This is a genomic window from Streptomyces viridiviolaceus, from assembly GCF_014650995.1.
GTDB lineage: Bacteria > Actinomycetota > Actinomycetes > Streptomycetales > Streptomycetaceae > Streptomyces > Streptomyces viridiviolaceus.
This window is the reverse complement of sequence record NZ_BMWA01000025.1, coordinates 42,554-56,380: the sequence shown is the minus strand read 5'-3', so window position 1 is coordinate 56,380 and position 13,827 is coordinate 42,554. Positions and strand designations below refer to the sequence as shown.

General features: G+C 72.5%; 14 protein-coding genes. 6 read left to right on the top strand and 8 right to left on the bottom strand.

Going from position 1 to position 13,827, the window contains the following annotated elements; translation table 11 throughout:
- Positions 1 to 25: 25 nt before the first annotated feature.
- Positions 26 to 637: a hypothetical protein gene (locus IE260_RS30750; RefSeq protein ID WP_189877799.1), complete on the top strand. Its 612-nt coding sequence runs from the start codon at positions 26 to 28 to the stop codon at positions 635 to 637.
- Positions 638 to 658: 21 nt separating this feature from the next.
- Here the strand turns inward: IE260_RS30750 and IE260_RS30745 are convergent, their stop codons facing one another.
- Positions 659 to 3,136 (bottom strand): alpha-L-arabinofuranosidase family protein, encoded by a 2,478-nt coding sequence (locus IE260_RS30745; RefSeq protein ID WP_189877797.1) that lies wholly within the window; start codon positions 3,134 to 3,136, stop codon positions 659 to 661.
- Positions 3,137 to 3,299: 163 nt separating this feature from the next.
- Here IE260_RS30745 and IE260_RS30740 point away from each other — a divergent pair, with 163 nt between their 5' ends.
- Complete coding sequence (locus tag IE260_RS30740) at positions 3,300 to 3,818, top strand: DUF6314 family protein (protein ID WP_189877796.1); 519 nt, start codon at positions 3,300 to 3,302, stop codon at positions 3,816 to 3,818.
- Here IE260_RS30740 and IE260_RS30735 read toward each other — a convergent pair.
- The 3 genes from IE260_RS30735 to IE260_RS30725 all read right to left on the bottom strand — a co-directional run bounded on the left by IE260_RS30735 (position 3,766) and on the right by IE260_RS30725 (position 6,374).
- Positions 3,766 to 4,344 (bottom strand): histidine phosphatase family protein, encoded by a 579-nt coding sequence (locus IE260_RS30735; protein WP_189877794.1) that lies wholly within the window; start codon positions 4,342 to 4,344, stop codon positions 3,766 to 3,768. The genes IE260_RS30740 and IE260_RS30735 overlap by 53 nt on opposite strands.
- A gap of 73 nt (positions 4,345 to 4,417) precedes the next feature.
- Positions 4,418 to 4,858 (bottom strand): GNAT family N-acetyltransferase, encoded by a 441-nt coding sequence (locus IE260_RS30730; protein WP_189877791.1) that lies wholly within the window; start codon positions 4,856 to 4,858, stop codon positions 4,418 to 4,420.
- A 79-nt stretch (positions 4,859 to 4,937) separates the two neighbouring features.
- On the bottom strand, positions 4,938 to 6,374 hold the full coding sequence (locus IE260_RS30725; protein WP_189877789.1) for an aminotransferase-like domain-containing protein: 1,437 nt from the start codon (positions 6,372 to 6,374) through the stop codon (positions 4,938 to 4,940).
- On the opposite strand from IE260_RS30725, the gene IE260_RS30720 reads away from it, so the two are divergent.
- Both IE260_RS30720 and IE260_RS30715 read left to right on the top strand, forming a co-directional pair.
- A complete protein-coding gene (locus IE260_RS30720) occupies positions 6,373 to 7,305 on the top strand; it encodes a DMT family transporter (RefSeq protein ID WP_189877787.1) in 933 nt (310 codons plus the stop codon). The genes IE260_RS30725 and IE260_RS30720 overlap by 2 nt on opposite strands.
- Positions 7,306 to 7,333: 28 nt before the next feature.
- Entirely contained in the window at positions 7,334 to 7,528 is a 195-nt protein-coding gene (locus IE260_RS30715; RefSeq protein ID WP_189877785.1) for a DUF1918 domain-containing protein, read from the top strand.
- Position 7,529: 1 nt separating this feature from the next.
- Here IE260_RS30715 and IE260_RS30710 read toward each other — a convergent pair whose 3' ends face one another.
- Positions 7,530 to 8,768, bottom strand: a complete 1,239-nt coding sequence (locus tag IE260_RS30710) for a glycoside hydrolase family 10-like protein (protein WP_189877783.1) — start codon at positions 8,766 to 8,768, stop codon at positions 7,530 to 7,532.
- A gap of 174 nt (positions 8,769 to 8,942) precedes the next feature.
- Here IE260_RS30710 and IE260_RS30705 point away from each other — a divergent pair, with 174 nt between their 5' ends.
- Both IE260_RS30705 and IE260_RS30700 read left to right on the top strand, forming a co-directional pair.
- Positions 8,943 to 9,815: a 3-hydroxybutyryl-CoA dehydrogenase gene (locus tag IE260_RS30705; RefSeq protein WP_308434709.1), complete on the top strand. Its 873-nt coding sequence runs from the start codon at positions 8,943 to 8,945 to the stop codon at positions 9,813 to 9,815.
- A 195-nt stretch (positions 9,816 to 10,010) separates the two neighbouring features.
- Positions 10,011 to 10,268, top strand: coding sequence for a hypothetical protein (locus IE260_RS30700; protein WP_189877781.1), 258 nt, complete (start codon positions 10,011 to 10,013; stop codon positions 10,266 to 10,268).
- Positions 10,269 to 10,308: 40 nt separating this feature from the next.
- Here the strand turns inward: IE260_RS30700 and IE260_RS30695 are convergent, their stop codons facing one another.
- The 3 genes from IE260_RS30695 to IE260_RS30685 all read right to left on the bottom strand — a co-directional run bounded on the left by IE260_RS30695 (position 10,309) and on the right by IE260_RS30685 (position 13,703).
- Positions 10,309 to 10,854: an NUDIX hydrolase gene (locus tag IE260_RS30695; RefSeq protein ID WP_189877779.1), complete on the bottom strand. Its 546-nt coding sequence runs from the start codon at positions 10,852 to 10,854 to the stop codon at positions 10,309 to 10,311.
- 123 nt (positions 10,855 to 10,977) lie between these two features.
- The gene (locus tag IE260_RS30690; RefSeq protein ID WP_189877776.1) at positions 10,978 to 12,318 is read right to left on the bottom strand and encodes an NsdA family TPR-like regulatory protein; all 1,341 of its coding nucleotides are present in this window, start codon (positions 12,316 to 12,318) and stop codon (positions 10,978 to 10,980) included.
- A 272-nt stretch (positions 12,319 to 12,590) separates the two neighbouring features.
- Positions 12,591 to 13,703, bottom strand: a complete 1,113-nt coding sequence (locus IE260_RS30685) for a PP2C family protein-serine/threonine phosphatase (protein ID WP_189877774.1) — start codon at positions 13,701 to 13,703, stop codon at positions 12,591 to 12,593.
- Positions 13,704 to 13,827 lie beyond the last annotated feature (124 nt).

The following is a 13,827-nucleotide window of genomic DNA, read 5'->3' as shown; positions in this document are numbered from 1 at the left end:
AACGGCGGCCCGCGATGATCTCCCCATGACTCCGATCACCGGCATGGACCTGACCGGCTTCACCGGACGCGAGGCGGGGGTGTGGACCGACGAGCGCGGACTGGTGCTGTCCGTCCACTTCTTCCCGCTGGTCCCCGACCTGCCCGCGCCGCTCGACCGGCCCGAACCGCTGCGGGCCGGTCTCGCGCGGATCGCGGCCGGGGCCGGCGGCGCGCTGATCGAGGCGGTGACCGGTGGGGTGGACGGCGTGCCGGGTGTCCGCCAGCTGATCAAGGTGCCCCGGCCGAACGGGCACGGCCAGGTCTTCCTCGGGTCGTGGACCGTGCCGAGGGCCGGGTGCAGCACGGTGGTGAAGGTGCAGGCCGCCGAGGGCGCGACGACCGGCGTGCGCGAGGCGACGGTGATGTCGTGGGTGGGCCCGGCCGACTACTTCCGGCCGCACCCCTACGCGCCCGGCCTGACCGGTGGGCTGCCGTACCACGTGGCCGACGACGAGCAGTGGGACGCGCACTTCCCCGACCACCCGCTCACCCTGGTCCGCGCCGCGCTGCACCGGATCACGCCCACCGTCACGCTCGACGAGCGGTTCAAGGTCCTGGCGCCGTTCGGCGGGCCGGCGGCACCGCCTCGGCGGTGACCGCACGGCCCGCGTCGCGGGCTACCGCTGTCTGATCCGCAGGAACGTCACCGAGTTCGCCGGGAAGGTGTACGTGAACTCGCTCGCCACCCCCGAGAAGGTCGAGCTCACCGGGGTGACCGGGGTGTCCGTCTCGGTGTTGACCGCGTCCTGGTCGGCGGCCAGCGTGGTGACCCGCGCCCTGGGGGCGACGTCGGCGCCACCGAGGTCGACGGCCGTGCGCGCCGCCCGGTCCTGGGCGTTGACGACCTTGACGGTCAGCTCGCCGGTGCGCGCGTCCTCGGTGACGATCTGGCGGAAGGGCTCGGCCGGCTTGTCGTCGGTGAAGCTGCCCCACTCCTGGCCGTCGAGGTAGAGGGTGACCTGGCGGCCCCGGACCTTGATGTCGATGTCGTAGGCGCGGCCCGTCTCGATCGAGCCGGCCTTGGTGAGCATCGTCGACTTGCCGCCGTCGACGGCCTGCTCGACGGCGGACTGGGTGTTGTTCCAGCCGCCCAGGTTCCACCAGTAGTAGCTGCCGGTGTCCTTCACGCCGAAGGCGATCAGGAAGCCCTCCTTGCCGGACTTCTTGGTGGCCTTCACCTGCAGGTCGTAGTCCTTCCAGGCCGGGTCGCCGGCCGTGACCATGGTGTTCTCGGCGGCGGCGTCGGTCTGCACGTACCGGCCGTCCTGGACGGTCCAGGCGCCCGCGCCGGTGTGCGTCCACTTCGAGGCGTCACCGGAGAAGTCGTCGGCCAGGAGCGCCGTCCCGTCCGCCGAGGTGACCTTCACGTCGTCGTACGCCGCGCTGGTCGCCCACGTCGACAGGCCGACGGCGCCGGTGATGGGGCCGCTGACCTCCGGGGTGCCGGTGGCCTTCGACGGGACGACGCGGTCGCCGGTGTTGTTCATGAACAGCTTCTGGACCTCGTAGTTCGCCGAGTTCCAGGAGGCGCGGTTGTTGAACCAGATCAGGTCCGGCCGCCACTGCACATAGTCCTCGTTGGCGAGCAGCGGGGCGTAGGAGGCGAGCTTGACGACGTCCGCGTTGCGCTCCAGGCCGGTCATGTACGCGGCCTCGGACAGGGCGTTCTTCCAGGCGTTGCCCTGGGAGGCGTACTCGCCGAGGAAGACCTTGGGGCCCGTGCGGTCGTAGGAGTCGTAGCGGTCGTTGTTCTGCAGGAACCACTGCGGGCTGTTGTAGTAGTGCTCGTCGACCATGTCGACGCCACCCTCGCGGTTGAGCTGCCAGGCGGTGTCGAAGGTCGTGCCGGAGTCGTCCGGGCCGGAGTTGGAGATGACGGTGATGTCCGGGTACTTCGCCTCGATGGCGGCGCGGAACTGCTGGAATCGGGCGAAGAACTCCCTCGGGAGGTTCTCCTCGTTGCCGACCCCGATGTGGGTGAGGCCGAAGGGCTTGCTGTGGCCCATCTCGGCGCGGACCCTGCCCCACTTCGAGGTGGCCGGGCCGTTGGCGAACTCGATGAGGTCCAGGGTGTCCTGGATGTGCCGCTTCAGCAGCGCCTCGTCGTCGACGGCCTTGTTCTGGCCGCAGCCGGTCACCAGGGCGGGGACGACCGGCAGCGGCATGGCCCCGATGTCCTCGGCGAAGCGGAAGTACTCGTAGTAGCCGAGGCCGTAGCTCTGGTTGTAGCCCCAGAAGTTGGCGTTGGTGGCGCGCTCCTCGACGGGGCCGATGGTGCCCTTCCACTGGTAGGCCCGCTTGCGCTGCCAGCCGGATGCCTCGCTGTAGTCCTCCATGGAGCCGGTGTTGACCAGGCAGCCGCCGGGGAAGCGCAGGAAGCCGGGGTTGAGCGCCTCGATCTTCTCGGCGAGGTCCTTGCGCAGGCCGTTCGGCTGGCTCTTGTAGGTCTCGCGCGGGAACAGCGACACCATGTCGAGCGCCGCCGGCGCGGTGGTGGCGACGGCGAGGCGGCCGCGGTTGCTGGTCCGCGTGGCGGTGAAGGTGGCGGTGTACTTGCGCCAGCCGCCCTTCGCGGCGACCTGGCGGGCGTTCGCCAGGGTGCCCGCGGTGTCCTTCAGGGTGACCGTGAGGGTGGTGCCGCTCTCGGCGCGCGCCCACACCGAGAAGTCGTACCTCTTGCCCTTCTCCACCCGGATGCCGGTGTTGTAGCCGCTGTTCGTGACGGACGAACCCGCGCCCAGGGAGAGGTAGTTGCGGTTCCGGTCGTTGAGCCGGCCGTCGTCGTCGACGACCTCGGCCGTGCCGTCGGGCGTCCAGGCGGTGAGCGGCGTGTACGAGGAGTTGTCGGCGGTGGAGTACTCGAAGGACCGGTTCTGCACCAGCTCGGCGTACAGGCCGCCGTCGGCGGCCCGGTTGATGTCCTCGAAGAAGACGCCGTACATCGTGTCGTCGATCGCGGCGCCCCGTGCGCCCGGGTCGACGGTGATCGCGTAGTCGGTGACGGCCTCCGCCGCGTGTGCGGGGGCCGGCAGCAGGGCCGAGGCCGCCAGAAGGGCGGTGGCGCCGAGGCCGAGTCTGAAGCGGGTGCGTGACATGGATACTCCGCGGCTCTCACTGGAAATTGTTCGAGATATCGGACGTTGGTCAGCACTTCGAACGGCAAGATAGGGAGGGGGTGGAAGCGCGTCAATGGGTCGCGCAGCAATGGCCGGCAATGGTGCGTCAGGCGACGGCACCCGGTGCGAAGGGCGGGCGGAGATGGGCGAGTTGTGGCCGGTGCCCGATGTGCTGGCCTTTCTCTCGGGGCGGTGGCGCACCGAGCGGTCGGTGCGGGATCTGGCGAGCGGTGACGAAGGCCGGTTCGACGGCACCACCGTGTTCGACGCGGTGACGGGCGGCGGGCTGCTGAGCCGGGAGTCCGGCGCCTTCACCTGGCGGGGCGTGACCCGCCCCGCCGAGCGCACCCTGCGCTTCGAGCCGGGATCCGCGCCGGGCACGGCCGACGTGCGCTTCGCGGACGGCCGCCCGTTCCACGGCCTGGACCTGTCCTCGGGCCACCATGTGGCCGACCATCCCTGCGCGGCGGACCTCTACCGCGGCGAGTTCACCGTCCGGGACCGGGACCACTGGCGGACCGTGTGGCGCGTGCGCGGCCCGGCCAAGGACCTCCTCCTCACCACCGACTACGCCCGCGAGCGCCCGGGAGCGCCGGACGGCGGGCCGGCTAGACCGCAGCCTGGTCGAAGCGCAGGTTCCAGCGGCCCGCGCGGCCGGTGACGATGGTCGTCGACAAGGGGCGGACGTCGAGGTTCCAGTAGGTCGCGGGCGGCGCCTTCAGGGCGTAGACCAGCGCGGCCCGGATCACCGAGGGCTCGGCGACGGCGACGATGCGGCCGTCGGCCTCGACGGGGCGGGTGTCGAGCCAGCCGCCGACGCGGGTGATGAGGCCCAGCAGCGACTCACCGCCGTGCGGGGCGGAGCGCGGGTCGGCGAGCCAGGCGTCCACCGCCTCCGGCTCGCGGGCCATCGCCTCGCCGAGCGTCAGCCCGCGCCAGCGTCCCATGTCGCACTCGCGCAGGGCGAGTTGCACCAGCGGGGCGTAGCCGAGGGCGTCACCGGTGGCGCGGCTGCGGGGCGTCGGCGAGCAGTAGCGCAGTTCGGCCGCCGCGAGCGGCAGCAGGTCACCGGCGGCGCGCATCACCTCGTCCCAGCCGGCCCGGTCCAGCGGCCGGTCGTCCTCGAAGCGCTCCGCGAGCAGGGGCGAACTGCGTGCGGCGGCGACGAACGTGACCCGAAGCGCCATGCGGCGATGGTGGGCCGCAAAACTACGCTGGTCAAGAGCTGTTACCTGTGAGTCACCCAGGGTGCGCCGCGGTTCACTGACCGAAGGCGAGCGCCATCCACTGGTCCGGCCGCTCCAGCGCCGCGAAGCCGAGCTTCTCGTAGACGCCGTGCGCGTCGTGCGTGGCGAGCAGGATGCGCCGCAGGCCGTACGGCCGCAGATGCTCGCGTACGGCCGCGACCAGCGCCGTGCCGAGGCCCTTGCCCCGCACCGAGGGGTCGACGTACACGTCGCACAGCCAGGCGAAGGTCGCCCGGTCGGTGACGACGCGGGCGTACGCCACCTGCTCGCCCGTCAGCGCCTCGTACACGCCGAAGTTGAGCGAGCCCTCGATCGCCCGGCTCTGCTTCTCGCGCGGCCGGCCGATCGCCCAGTACGCGTCGGTGGACAGCCAGTGGTGCACGCGGCCGGCGTCGATCCGGTCGGGGTCGGTGGAGATCTCGTAGCCCTCGGGCAGGCTCGGCGTGTCGGTCATGCCGGGATGCTCGCAGGCCGGAGGGTCGGAGTCGAGCGTTCAACGGGCGGCCGCACGTCCGTGCCCGCGCCTCCCGTCGTCATGGCCGGACCTCCGCACAGGCCCTGCGCAGGCGTCGCACACCCTCGGCGATCTCCTCGCCGCCCGCGACCGCCGCGAAGCTCAGCCGGACGTGCGCGGCCGGGGGTTCGGCGCTGAAGTACGGGCGCCCCGGCGTGATCGCGACGCCCGCCCGCAGCGCCGCCGCCGTCAGCGCGGACTCGGCGGTGCCGTCGGGCAGGCGCAGCCACAGGTGGTAGCCGCCGGACGGGATGTGGGGCAGGGCGAAGTCGGGCAGGTGCATCCGCAGCGCGGACGTCATGGTGTCCCGGCGTGCCTTCAACTCCGCCGAGACGGCGCGCAGATGGCGGGGCCAGGCGGGCGAGCCGACGAGTTCGAGCGCCGCCTCCTGCAGGGGCCGGGGCACGAAGAAGGTGTCGACGACCTGGATGGCCCGCAGCCGCTCCAGCACGGGACCACGCGCCGCCAGAGCGCTCACCCGGAAGCTCGGTGAGGTCGCCTTGGTCAGCGAGCAGACGTGGACGACGACGCCGTCCGGGTCGTCGGCGGCCAGCGGACGCGGCAGCGGCCCCGAGTCCTCGTGCACGAGGCGTCGTACGAAGTCGTCCTCGACGACGAAGGCGCCGGCCTCGCGCGCGATGCGCAGCACCTCGCCGCGCCGCTCGGGGGCGAGGACGCCGCCGGTCGGGTTCTGGAACAGCGGCTGGCAGACGAAGACGCGGGCGCCGGTGGCCCGGAAGGCGTCGGCGAGCAGGGCCGGCCGCACACCGTCCGCGTCCACGGGGACGGGCACCGGGCGCAGGCCGGCCGCACGGGCGATGGCCAGCATGCCGGGGTAGGTGGGCGACTCGACGAGGACGGGCGCGCCGGGCGGCGCCAGGGCGCGCAGGGCCGTGGTCAGCGCGGACTGGCCGCCCGAGGTGACCAGTACCTCGGCGGCCGTGACGGCCCCGCCGATGCTGCGCGCGAACCACTCCCGCAGCTCCGGCAGCCCCTCCATCGGTGGCCTGCCCCACGCCCCGGGGCGCCGCCCCGCCCGGGACAGCGCCGCCGCCATCGCCCGCTCCGGCTGCAGCGACGGATGCAGATAGCCGCCGTTGAACTCGACGACACCGGGCGGCGGAGCGGCCAGCGAGACCAGCACACCGGAGGCGTCCACCGAGCGGGGTACGAGATCGGCGGCGCCGTCGGCGCTGAGCGCGACCTCCTGCCAGGAGGTGTCCCCGGCGGGCCCGGCGGCAGGGCGCGGCCGGGCACGGAAGGCCCCGGCGCCCGGCCGGGTGACCACAAGACCCTCGGCGGCCAGCTGCGCCAGGGCCCGCGAGACGGTCACCGGGCTCACCCGGAACCGCTCGACGAGGGCCCGGCTGGACGGGAGCTTTCCGCCGGGCGAGTAGCGGTTGAGTTCCCGCCGCAGCTGATTCGCCAGTTCACCGACACTGCTACGCTCTTGCATGAGAGCACAGAGTAGCGCTACCACCCCGACGGCGATAGCGGTCAGCGAACCGAGCGGCGTGTCCGCCCGGACGGGAGCACCCGTCGGCACCCTGCAGGCGGCACTCGGCGTCACCGCCTTCTCGCTCACCTTCCCCGCCACCGCCTGGGGCCTTGAGGGCTTCGGTCCCTGGTCCCTGGTCGCCGTGCGCAGCCTCCTCGCCGCGCTGATCGCCGGCGGCTGCCTGCTGGCGCTGCGGGTGCCGCTGCCCGACCGGCGGCACTGGTCGGGGCTGGCGGTGGTGGCCGGCGGAGTGGTCGTCGGCTTCCCGCTGCTCACGACGCTCGCCCTGCAGACCTCGACCACCGCGCACGCCGCCGTCGTGGTCGGCCTGCTGCCGCTGACGACCGCGCTGCTGTCCGCCCTGCGCATCGGCACCCGCCCCTCGCGCACCTTCTGGGTGGCCGCCCTGGCGGGCGCGGCAGCCGTGGTCGCCTTCACGGTGCAGCAGAGCGGCGGCGCCCTCACCTCGGCCGACGCCTACCTCTTCGGGGCGCTGCTGGTGTGCGCGGCCGGCTACACCGAGGGCGGCCGGCTGGCCCGGGTGATGCCGGGCTGGCAGGTCATCGGCTGGGCGCTGGTGCTGTGCGTGCCGCTCGCCGTGCCCGCCGCCGCCCTCGCGCTGGCGCACGAGCCCGTGCAGCTGACGGCGCACAGCGTGACGGGACTGCTGTGGGTCGCGGCGGGCTCCCAGTTCCTCGGCCTGGTCGTCTGGTACCGGGGCATGGCGGCCATCGGCATCCCGAAGGCCAGCCAGTTGCAGCTGGCCCAACCGCTGCTCACACTGGTGTGGTCGGTGCTGCTCCTGGGCGAGCACCTGACGGTGGCTGCCCCGCTGACCGCGGCCGCGGTGCTGGTGTGCATCGCGGTCACCCAGCGGGCCCGAGGCTGAGCGGCGCACAGGTGAGGAGGCCTCGCAGATGCACGCAACCAAGGGCGACCAGCTCGTCCAGCACGGACGGGTGGTCGGCCAACACGACAAGGTCGCCGAGATCGTCGAAGTGATGGGCCAGGAAGGCAATCCCCCGTACCGCGTCCGCTTCGAGGACGGGCACGAGGCGGTGTGCTCACCCGGCCCCGACTCCGAGATCCGGCACAAGGACATGCAGAGGTAGTTCAGCGCGGGGGGCCGGCCGGCCGCCCGTAATGGTCGGCCGCCACCCGTGCCATCGCCCCGATCCGGTCCTCCGCCAGGTCCTTCGCGGCGAAGAAGACGTGCCCGCGCACCTGCGGATGGCCCTCGGCCAGCGCCAGGTGGCGGGACAGCTCGGCCGCGTCCTGCCAGGCGGCGGGCTGCGCCGGGTCGCCGGCCTTGTAGAGCGCCTCGCCCACGTACAGCTTCGTACGGCTGCCCTTGGCCACCTCCGCCCACCACGGCAGCAGCTTGGCGTAGTCGGCGGCGGCCAGACCGATGTTCCAGTACAGCTGCGGGACGATGTAGTCGATCCAGCCCTCGCGCACCCATTTCCGGGTGTCCGCGTACAGGTCGTCGTACGTCTGCACACCCGCCCGCGTGTCCGAGCCCCGTACGTCGGTGGCCGCGTTGCGCCACACCCCGAAGGGGCTGATGCCGAACCGGGCCGTGGGCCGGATCTTCTTCACGCGGGAAGCCGTCTCGCGCACCAGCCGGTCGATGTTGTCCCGCCGCCACGCGGCCCTGGTGGAGAAGCCGCCGCCGTGGGCGCGGTAGGCCGCGTCGTCGTCGAAGGTCTGCCCCGCCACCGGGTACGGGTAGAAGTAGTCGTCGAAGTGGACTCCGTCCACCGGGTACTTCGCCACCGCGTCCATCATCGCGTCCTGCACGAAGGCCCGGACCTCGGGCAGCCCCGGGTTGTAGTAGAGCTTCCCGCCGTACCGCACCACCCACTCGGGGTGCCTGCGGGCGGGGTGGGAGGGCAGCAGCCGGGCCGGGTCGTCGTGCACGGCGACGCGGTAGGGGTTGAACCAGGCGTGCAGCTCAAGACCCCGGGCGTGGGCCTGCCGCACGGCCGTGCCCAGCGGGTCCCAGCCCGGGGCCCGGCCCTGGCTGCCGGAGAGGTACTGCGACCACGGTTCGTGGGCCGACGGCCACAGCGCGTCGGCCGCGGGCCGGACCTGGAGGATCACCGTGTTGAGGCGGTACCGGACCGCCGTGTCGAGGTGGCGGATCAGCTCGGCGCGCTGCTCCGACGCGCTCAGCCCCTGCCGGGTGGGCCAGTCGCGATTGACCACCGTCGCCAGCCACATGCCCCGCATCTCGGTGAGGGCGCGGCGCGGGGGCCGTGCCGCGGGGGCCGGTGCCGCCGACGCCCGCGGCGCCGCCGTGAGTGCCGACAACGCCGCCACCGCGAAGGCTCGACGCGAGACACGACCCATGGGGAGACCTCCAGAACACTGCGGATCCGCACCGTCACGGACCGTGTACGGAACCTCAGCATGCCCGACCCGGAAGAGGGATCGGCGGCACTTCGGAGGTAACGTGCACGATCGGAGCAGGCGTCGGGGACCCCGGCGGACCTGCCTCAGCCGTAGATCAGCGAAAGGGACGATGTGACCGGCATCTCGGGAGATATCGCACGCGTCGGCGTGGTCGGCTGCGGTCAGATGGGGGCGGGCATCGCCGAGGTGTGCGCCCGCTCCGGCCTGGAGGTCATGGTCGCCGAGACCACCGGCGAGGCCCTGGAGATCGGCCGGACCCGGCTGTTCAACTCCCTCGCCAAGGCCGCCGAGCGCGGCAAGATCACCGAGGAGGAGCGGGACGCGACGCAGGCGCGCCTCAGCTTCACCACCGACCTGGGCGAGTTCGCCGACCGCGACCTGGTGATCGAGGCCGTGGTGGAGAACGAGCAGGTCAAGACCGAGATCTTCCAGGTGCTCGACCAGGTCGTGACGCGTCCGGACGCGATCCTGGCCTCCAACACCTCCTCGATCCCGCTGGTGAAGCTGGCGGTCGCCACCTCGCGGCCGGACCACGTCATCGGCATCCACTTCTTCAACCCGGCCCCGGTGCAGCAGCTCGTCGAGCTGATTCCGGCGCTCACCACCTCCGAGGGCACGCTCAGCCGGGCGCAGATCTTCACGGAGAAGGTCCTCGGCAAGCACGCCATCCGCGCCCAGGACCGCTCCGGGTTCGTGGTCAACGCGCTGCTGATCCCCTACCTGCTCTCCGCGATCCGGATGTTCGAGTCGGGCATCGCCAGCCGCGAGGACATCGACAACGGCATGGAGCTGGGCTGCGCCCACCCGATGGGCCCGCTGAAGCTGTCCGACCTGATCGGCCTGGACACGGTGGCCTCGGTCGCGCACTCGATGTACGAGGAGTACAAGGAGCCGCTGTACGCCGCTCCCCCGCTGCTCCAGCGCATGGTCGACGCCGGCCGGCTGGGCCGGAAGACCGGCTCCGGCTTCTACACCTACGGCTGACTACGAGGAGCGACCGCTCCCCGGGCCCGGCACCTGACCAGGTGCCGGGCCCGCGGCATTCACACACCGTGTGCGCACCGGGCTCGCATATGCCTCGCGCACACTCTCCCCATGCGCCCACCAGGGGGGTTGACTCACGATGCACATGCAAGGGATGTGATTCGACACCCGTTCGACCACGAGAGGAGCGGATTCGTGACCGCCGAGCCCGAGCATCCCGCCGTCCCTGGAGAACTCGCAGAGTTACGGCGCCGCCTCGACGTCGCCTACGCCCGCGTCGAAGGCGGGCTGGCCCTGCTCAGCCATCGCACCGAGGAGACCGCCAAGGAACTGGACGAGCTGAGCACGCGGCTCGTCACCCTGGAGCACGCCCGCTGGCCACTGCCCGCCATCACGGCCGTCACGGCGGTCGGCGCCCTCGTCGTGGCCGTCTGGCAGGCGCTCGGCCGCTAGGTGCGGACGCGGCCTGGGGCACCCGCCCCTGGAGCGGGGGTCAGGGCCCGGTGTCCTGGCCGAGCCGGAGGTGGTGCAGCAGGAGTAACGCGGCCGCCATGTTGGCGGCCGGGACCTCCCCGCGGGCGACCATGTCGGGAACGAGCTTGAGGGGGACCCATTCCCGGCGGTCCGACTCGAAGTCGTCCACGGGATGCCCGACGTACTCGCCCTCGTCGGCCCAGTAGATGTGGTGCCGGGCGTCGGTGAGCCCGTTGGACGGCTCCACACTCATGAGGTGGTGCAGCGGTCCCGGCCGCCAGCCGGTCTCCTCCTCCAGCTCCCGGGCCGCGGCACGGGCGACGTCCTCGCCGTCCTCGACGACGCCAGCGGCGAGCTCCCACCCCCAGCTGTCGGTGATGAAGCGGTGCCGCCACAGCAGGAGGACCTCGTTGGCCTCGTTCACCACCGTCGCCACGGCGACCGGCCGCATCCGTATGAGGAAGTGGTCGAGATGCCGGCCGTCCGGCAGCGCGACATCGGCGAGATTGACGCTGAACCAGCGGTTTGAGTACACGGTTTGCTCGTTCTGTTTCGTCCATTGCACGGGTCTGCCACCTTCCGCTGAATAGATGGCAATATCGCAGCCGGAACGGTCTGACAGCAGGCGCACGGCAGCCGCTCACGGCGCAGCGGTGGGCGCAGTGACCCGGTTCATGGGCGCACGGGGTTACAGCGGTACGCGCAGTGCCCCGTCGATGAGTTCAGCCGCCTCGGCCGTCCCCGCACAGCCGCTGCGCACCAGGTGCTCGCGTACCGCGCGGAGTCTGTCGCGCAGACGCTGGGACTCCATCCCGCGGGCCTGCTCGGCCATCTGCACGGCGGTGGCCACCGCCTTGTCGGCGTTGCCCTGGCGCAGTTCGATCGTGCTGAGCATGGCCAGCCGGTGCACCCGGCCCCGGTCGTGCGCCGGGTTGTCGACGGCCGCCGCGGCGTGCTCGGCCGCCGCCGCCACCTCGCCGAGACTGAGCAGCGCCTCGGCCACCTGGACGTTGACCAGTCCGGGCTGGACGTAGCCGGTCTCGTCGGGTTCGTATCCGCGCCGGATGCGTTCCGCGGCCTGCTCGGCCCGGCGGATGCAGGACAGGGCGCTCGTGCCGTCGCCGAGATGGGCGTAGGCCTTCGCCTGCATCGCGTACAGGTCGGAGGCGAGCGCCGGGGTGATGTGCCGGCCGGCGGCCCGCAGCGCGGCCTCGGCGAAGGCGACGGCCTGCCGGTACTCCCGCATGAACAGCGCCTGGTTGACCAGCAGCGCGATGACGTAGGCCCCGAGTCCCCGGTCCCCGCTGGCCTTCGCGAGCCTCAGTGCCTGGTGGAAGTAGCGCTGCGCCAGTCCGTGCGCGTCGGAGTCGTACGCACAGATGCCGGCCACCGCCACCAACCCCCCGGTGGCACGGTGGAGTTGGCGGCCGGTGGCGTCGGTGTAGCTGCCGCGCAGCAGCGGAGCGGCCTCGGCGTTGAGGAAGCCGACGATCCGGGCGCGGGTCGCTATGCCGCCGGCCTTGCGGTACATCTGCTCGTAGTGGGTGCGGGCGCAGCGCAGCATGTCCAGGTCGGCCGGGGTGACCCGGTGCCGGCCGCCGCGGGAGACGTCCACGTCCTCGGGCGGGTTCTCCCACTCCCACACCGGCATCACGGCGGGGGTGCCGGTGAGCGCGGGCGCGCCCAGGATGTGCGGACGCTGCTGCTGGTCGGACCGCCACAGTGCGGTGGCCCGCTCGACGAAGCCGGACAGCGAGCCGACGTGCGCGGCGGCCGGCTCGCCGGGCACGCCGAGGCCGATGTCGTCGAGCGTGACCGGCCGGTGCAGCCGGGACGCGAGCACCTCGCAGATCAGGTCGGGCACCTGGCCACGGGGGCGCTGGCCCTTCAGCCACCGGGCGACGGCGGTGTGTTCGTATCTGAGGGAGAGTCCGCGCGCCCGTCCCGCCTGGTTGACGTGCGCGGCCAGTCCCGCGTGCGAGATCCCGGCCTCGTCCAGGATCGCGTCGAGCAGAGTGTTGGGCTGCATGGTGCCCCCCGGGTGGCTGGTGCCGTCAGAGTAGTGGGTCGGTCTTCACACGGGGTGTGAACCGAGTACGCGAATCCGCGCTGTACGCGCGCTGTTGCGGAGAGTCCCGGACCGGTTGACTGAACTGCCTCGAAAGAGGCCGGCCGGGCCGCCGGCTCCCCCTCGTACAGTGCGGTGGCCCGTTGTTGCGCCGTCCGCCCAGCTGCCTGCCCGACACTCCGTGGCGGGGCGGACGGCTCCGCCGGCGACGCGGGTGACTACGCGCCGTGGGGTCACGGGTACGTGGTCGGCTGCGGCGCCGTCGTGGCTTGTCGCGCCCTCGCGGCGGAGCCGCTGATGTCGGCGTCCCGTGGTCCTGGAGGGGAGCTGCCGTTGTGCAGCATCAACAGGGCGACGTCGTCGGAGGGGACGCCGTCCGTGTGACGCAGGAGTTCGGTGATGATTCTGCGGAGCACGGCCTCGGGTGACAGCGGTTGCTCGCGTATGGCGTCGGCCAGCACCTCCGGCAGCGGGAAGAACCGGCCCCGGGCATCCCGGGCGTCCTCCGCGCCGTCCGTGTGGAGGAAGAGCGCCTCGCCCTGGAGCAGGTGCCGGCAGTGCACGGCGGGCAGTTGGGGCGGCAGCGGGAACAGGCCGAGGGGCGGGAGGGGGTCGGCGCGGGCCAGCGGTTCGATGTCCTTGTCCCGCAGTACGTACGGCCATGGATGGCCGCAGTTCAGCGCGCGCACCTCGCCGTCGGGGCGGATCTCCAGCAGCAGGACGGTGACGAACTCCTCGGCCGCCGCGCCGTCGGGGGGCCGCTCGCGCAGGTGCCGGGCGAGGGCGCGGTCCAGGCGGCGCAGCACGTCGCCGAGGTCGGGTTCGTCATACACCGCCTCACGGAAGCTGCCGAGGACGGCGGCGGCCGTGCCCATGGCCGCGAGCCCGTGACCCCGCGCGTCGCCCATCACCACCCGCACGCCGTACTCGGTGCCGACCGCCTCATACAGGTCGCCGCCGATCGCGGCGCCGCGGTCGGCCGAGAGTTGCGCGGCGGCCACGTCCAGGCCGTCGATGCGCGCGGGCAGCGGTCGCAGCAGAGCGCTCTGTGCCGCGCCCGCGACCCGGCGGGCCTGGCGCAGTTCGCGCAGCAGCGACCGCCGGACGTGGAGCACCAGTCCGGTGCCGACGGCGAAGAAGACGGCACCGGTGACGATGCGGGCCCCGAGCCCGTCCTGCTGGGCGAGCGGACAGGCCAGCTTGTAGGTGATCGCGGTGGCGCCCCAGGCCGTGGGCAGTCCCAGCGCGAGCACCCGGCGCAGCGGACGCCGACACGGGTGGGCGGGTGGGCGGGAGTACGTCCGGGGCCGCGTCCTGCGGGGGACCCCAGCCTTGATGCGGATCATGCCCATGGCCCCCCAGTCAGGCCCTGACAGAATCGGACCGGCCCCGAAAGGCCGGTCCGATTCTGTCGACGGCATGACCCGGAAGGGCCAGATCGCCCGGGATTGTCACCCGAATGAGTGAAAT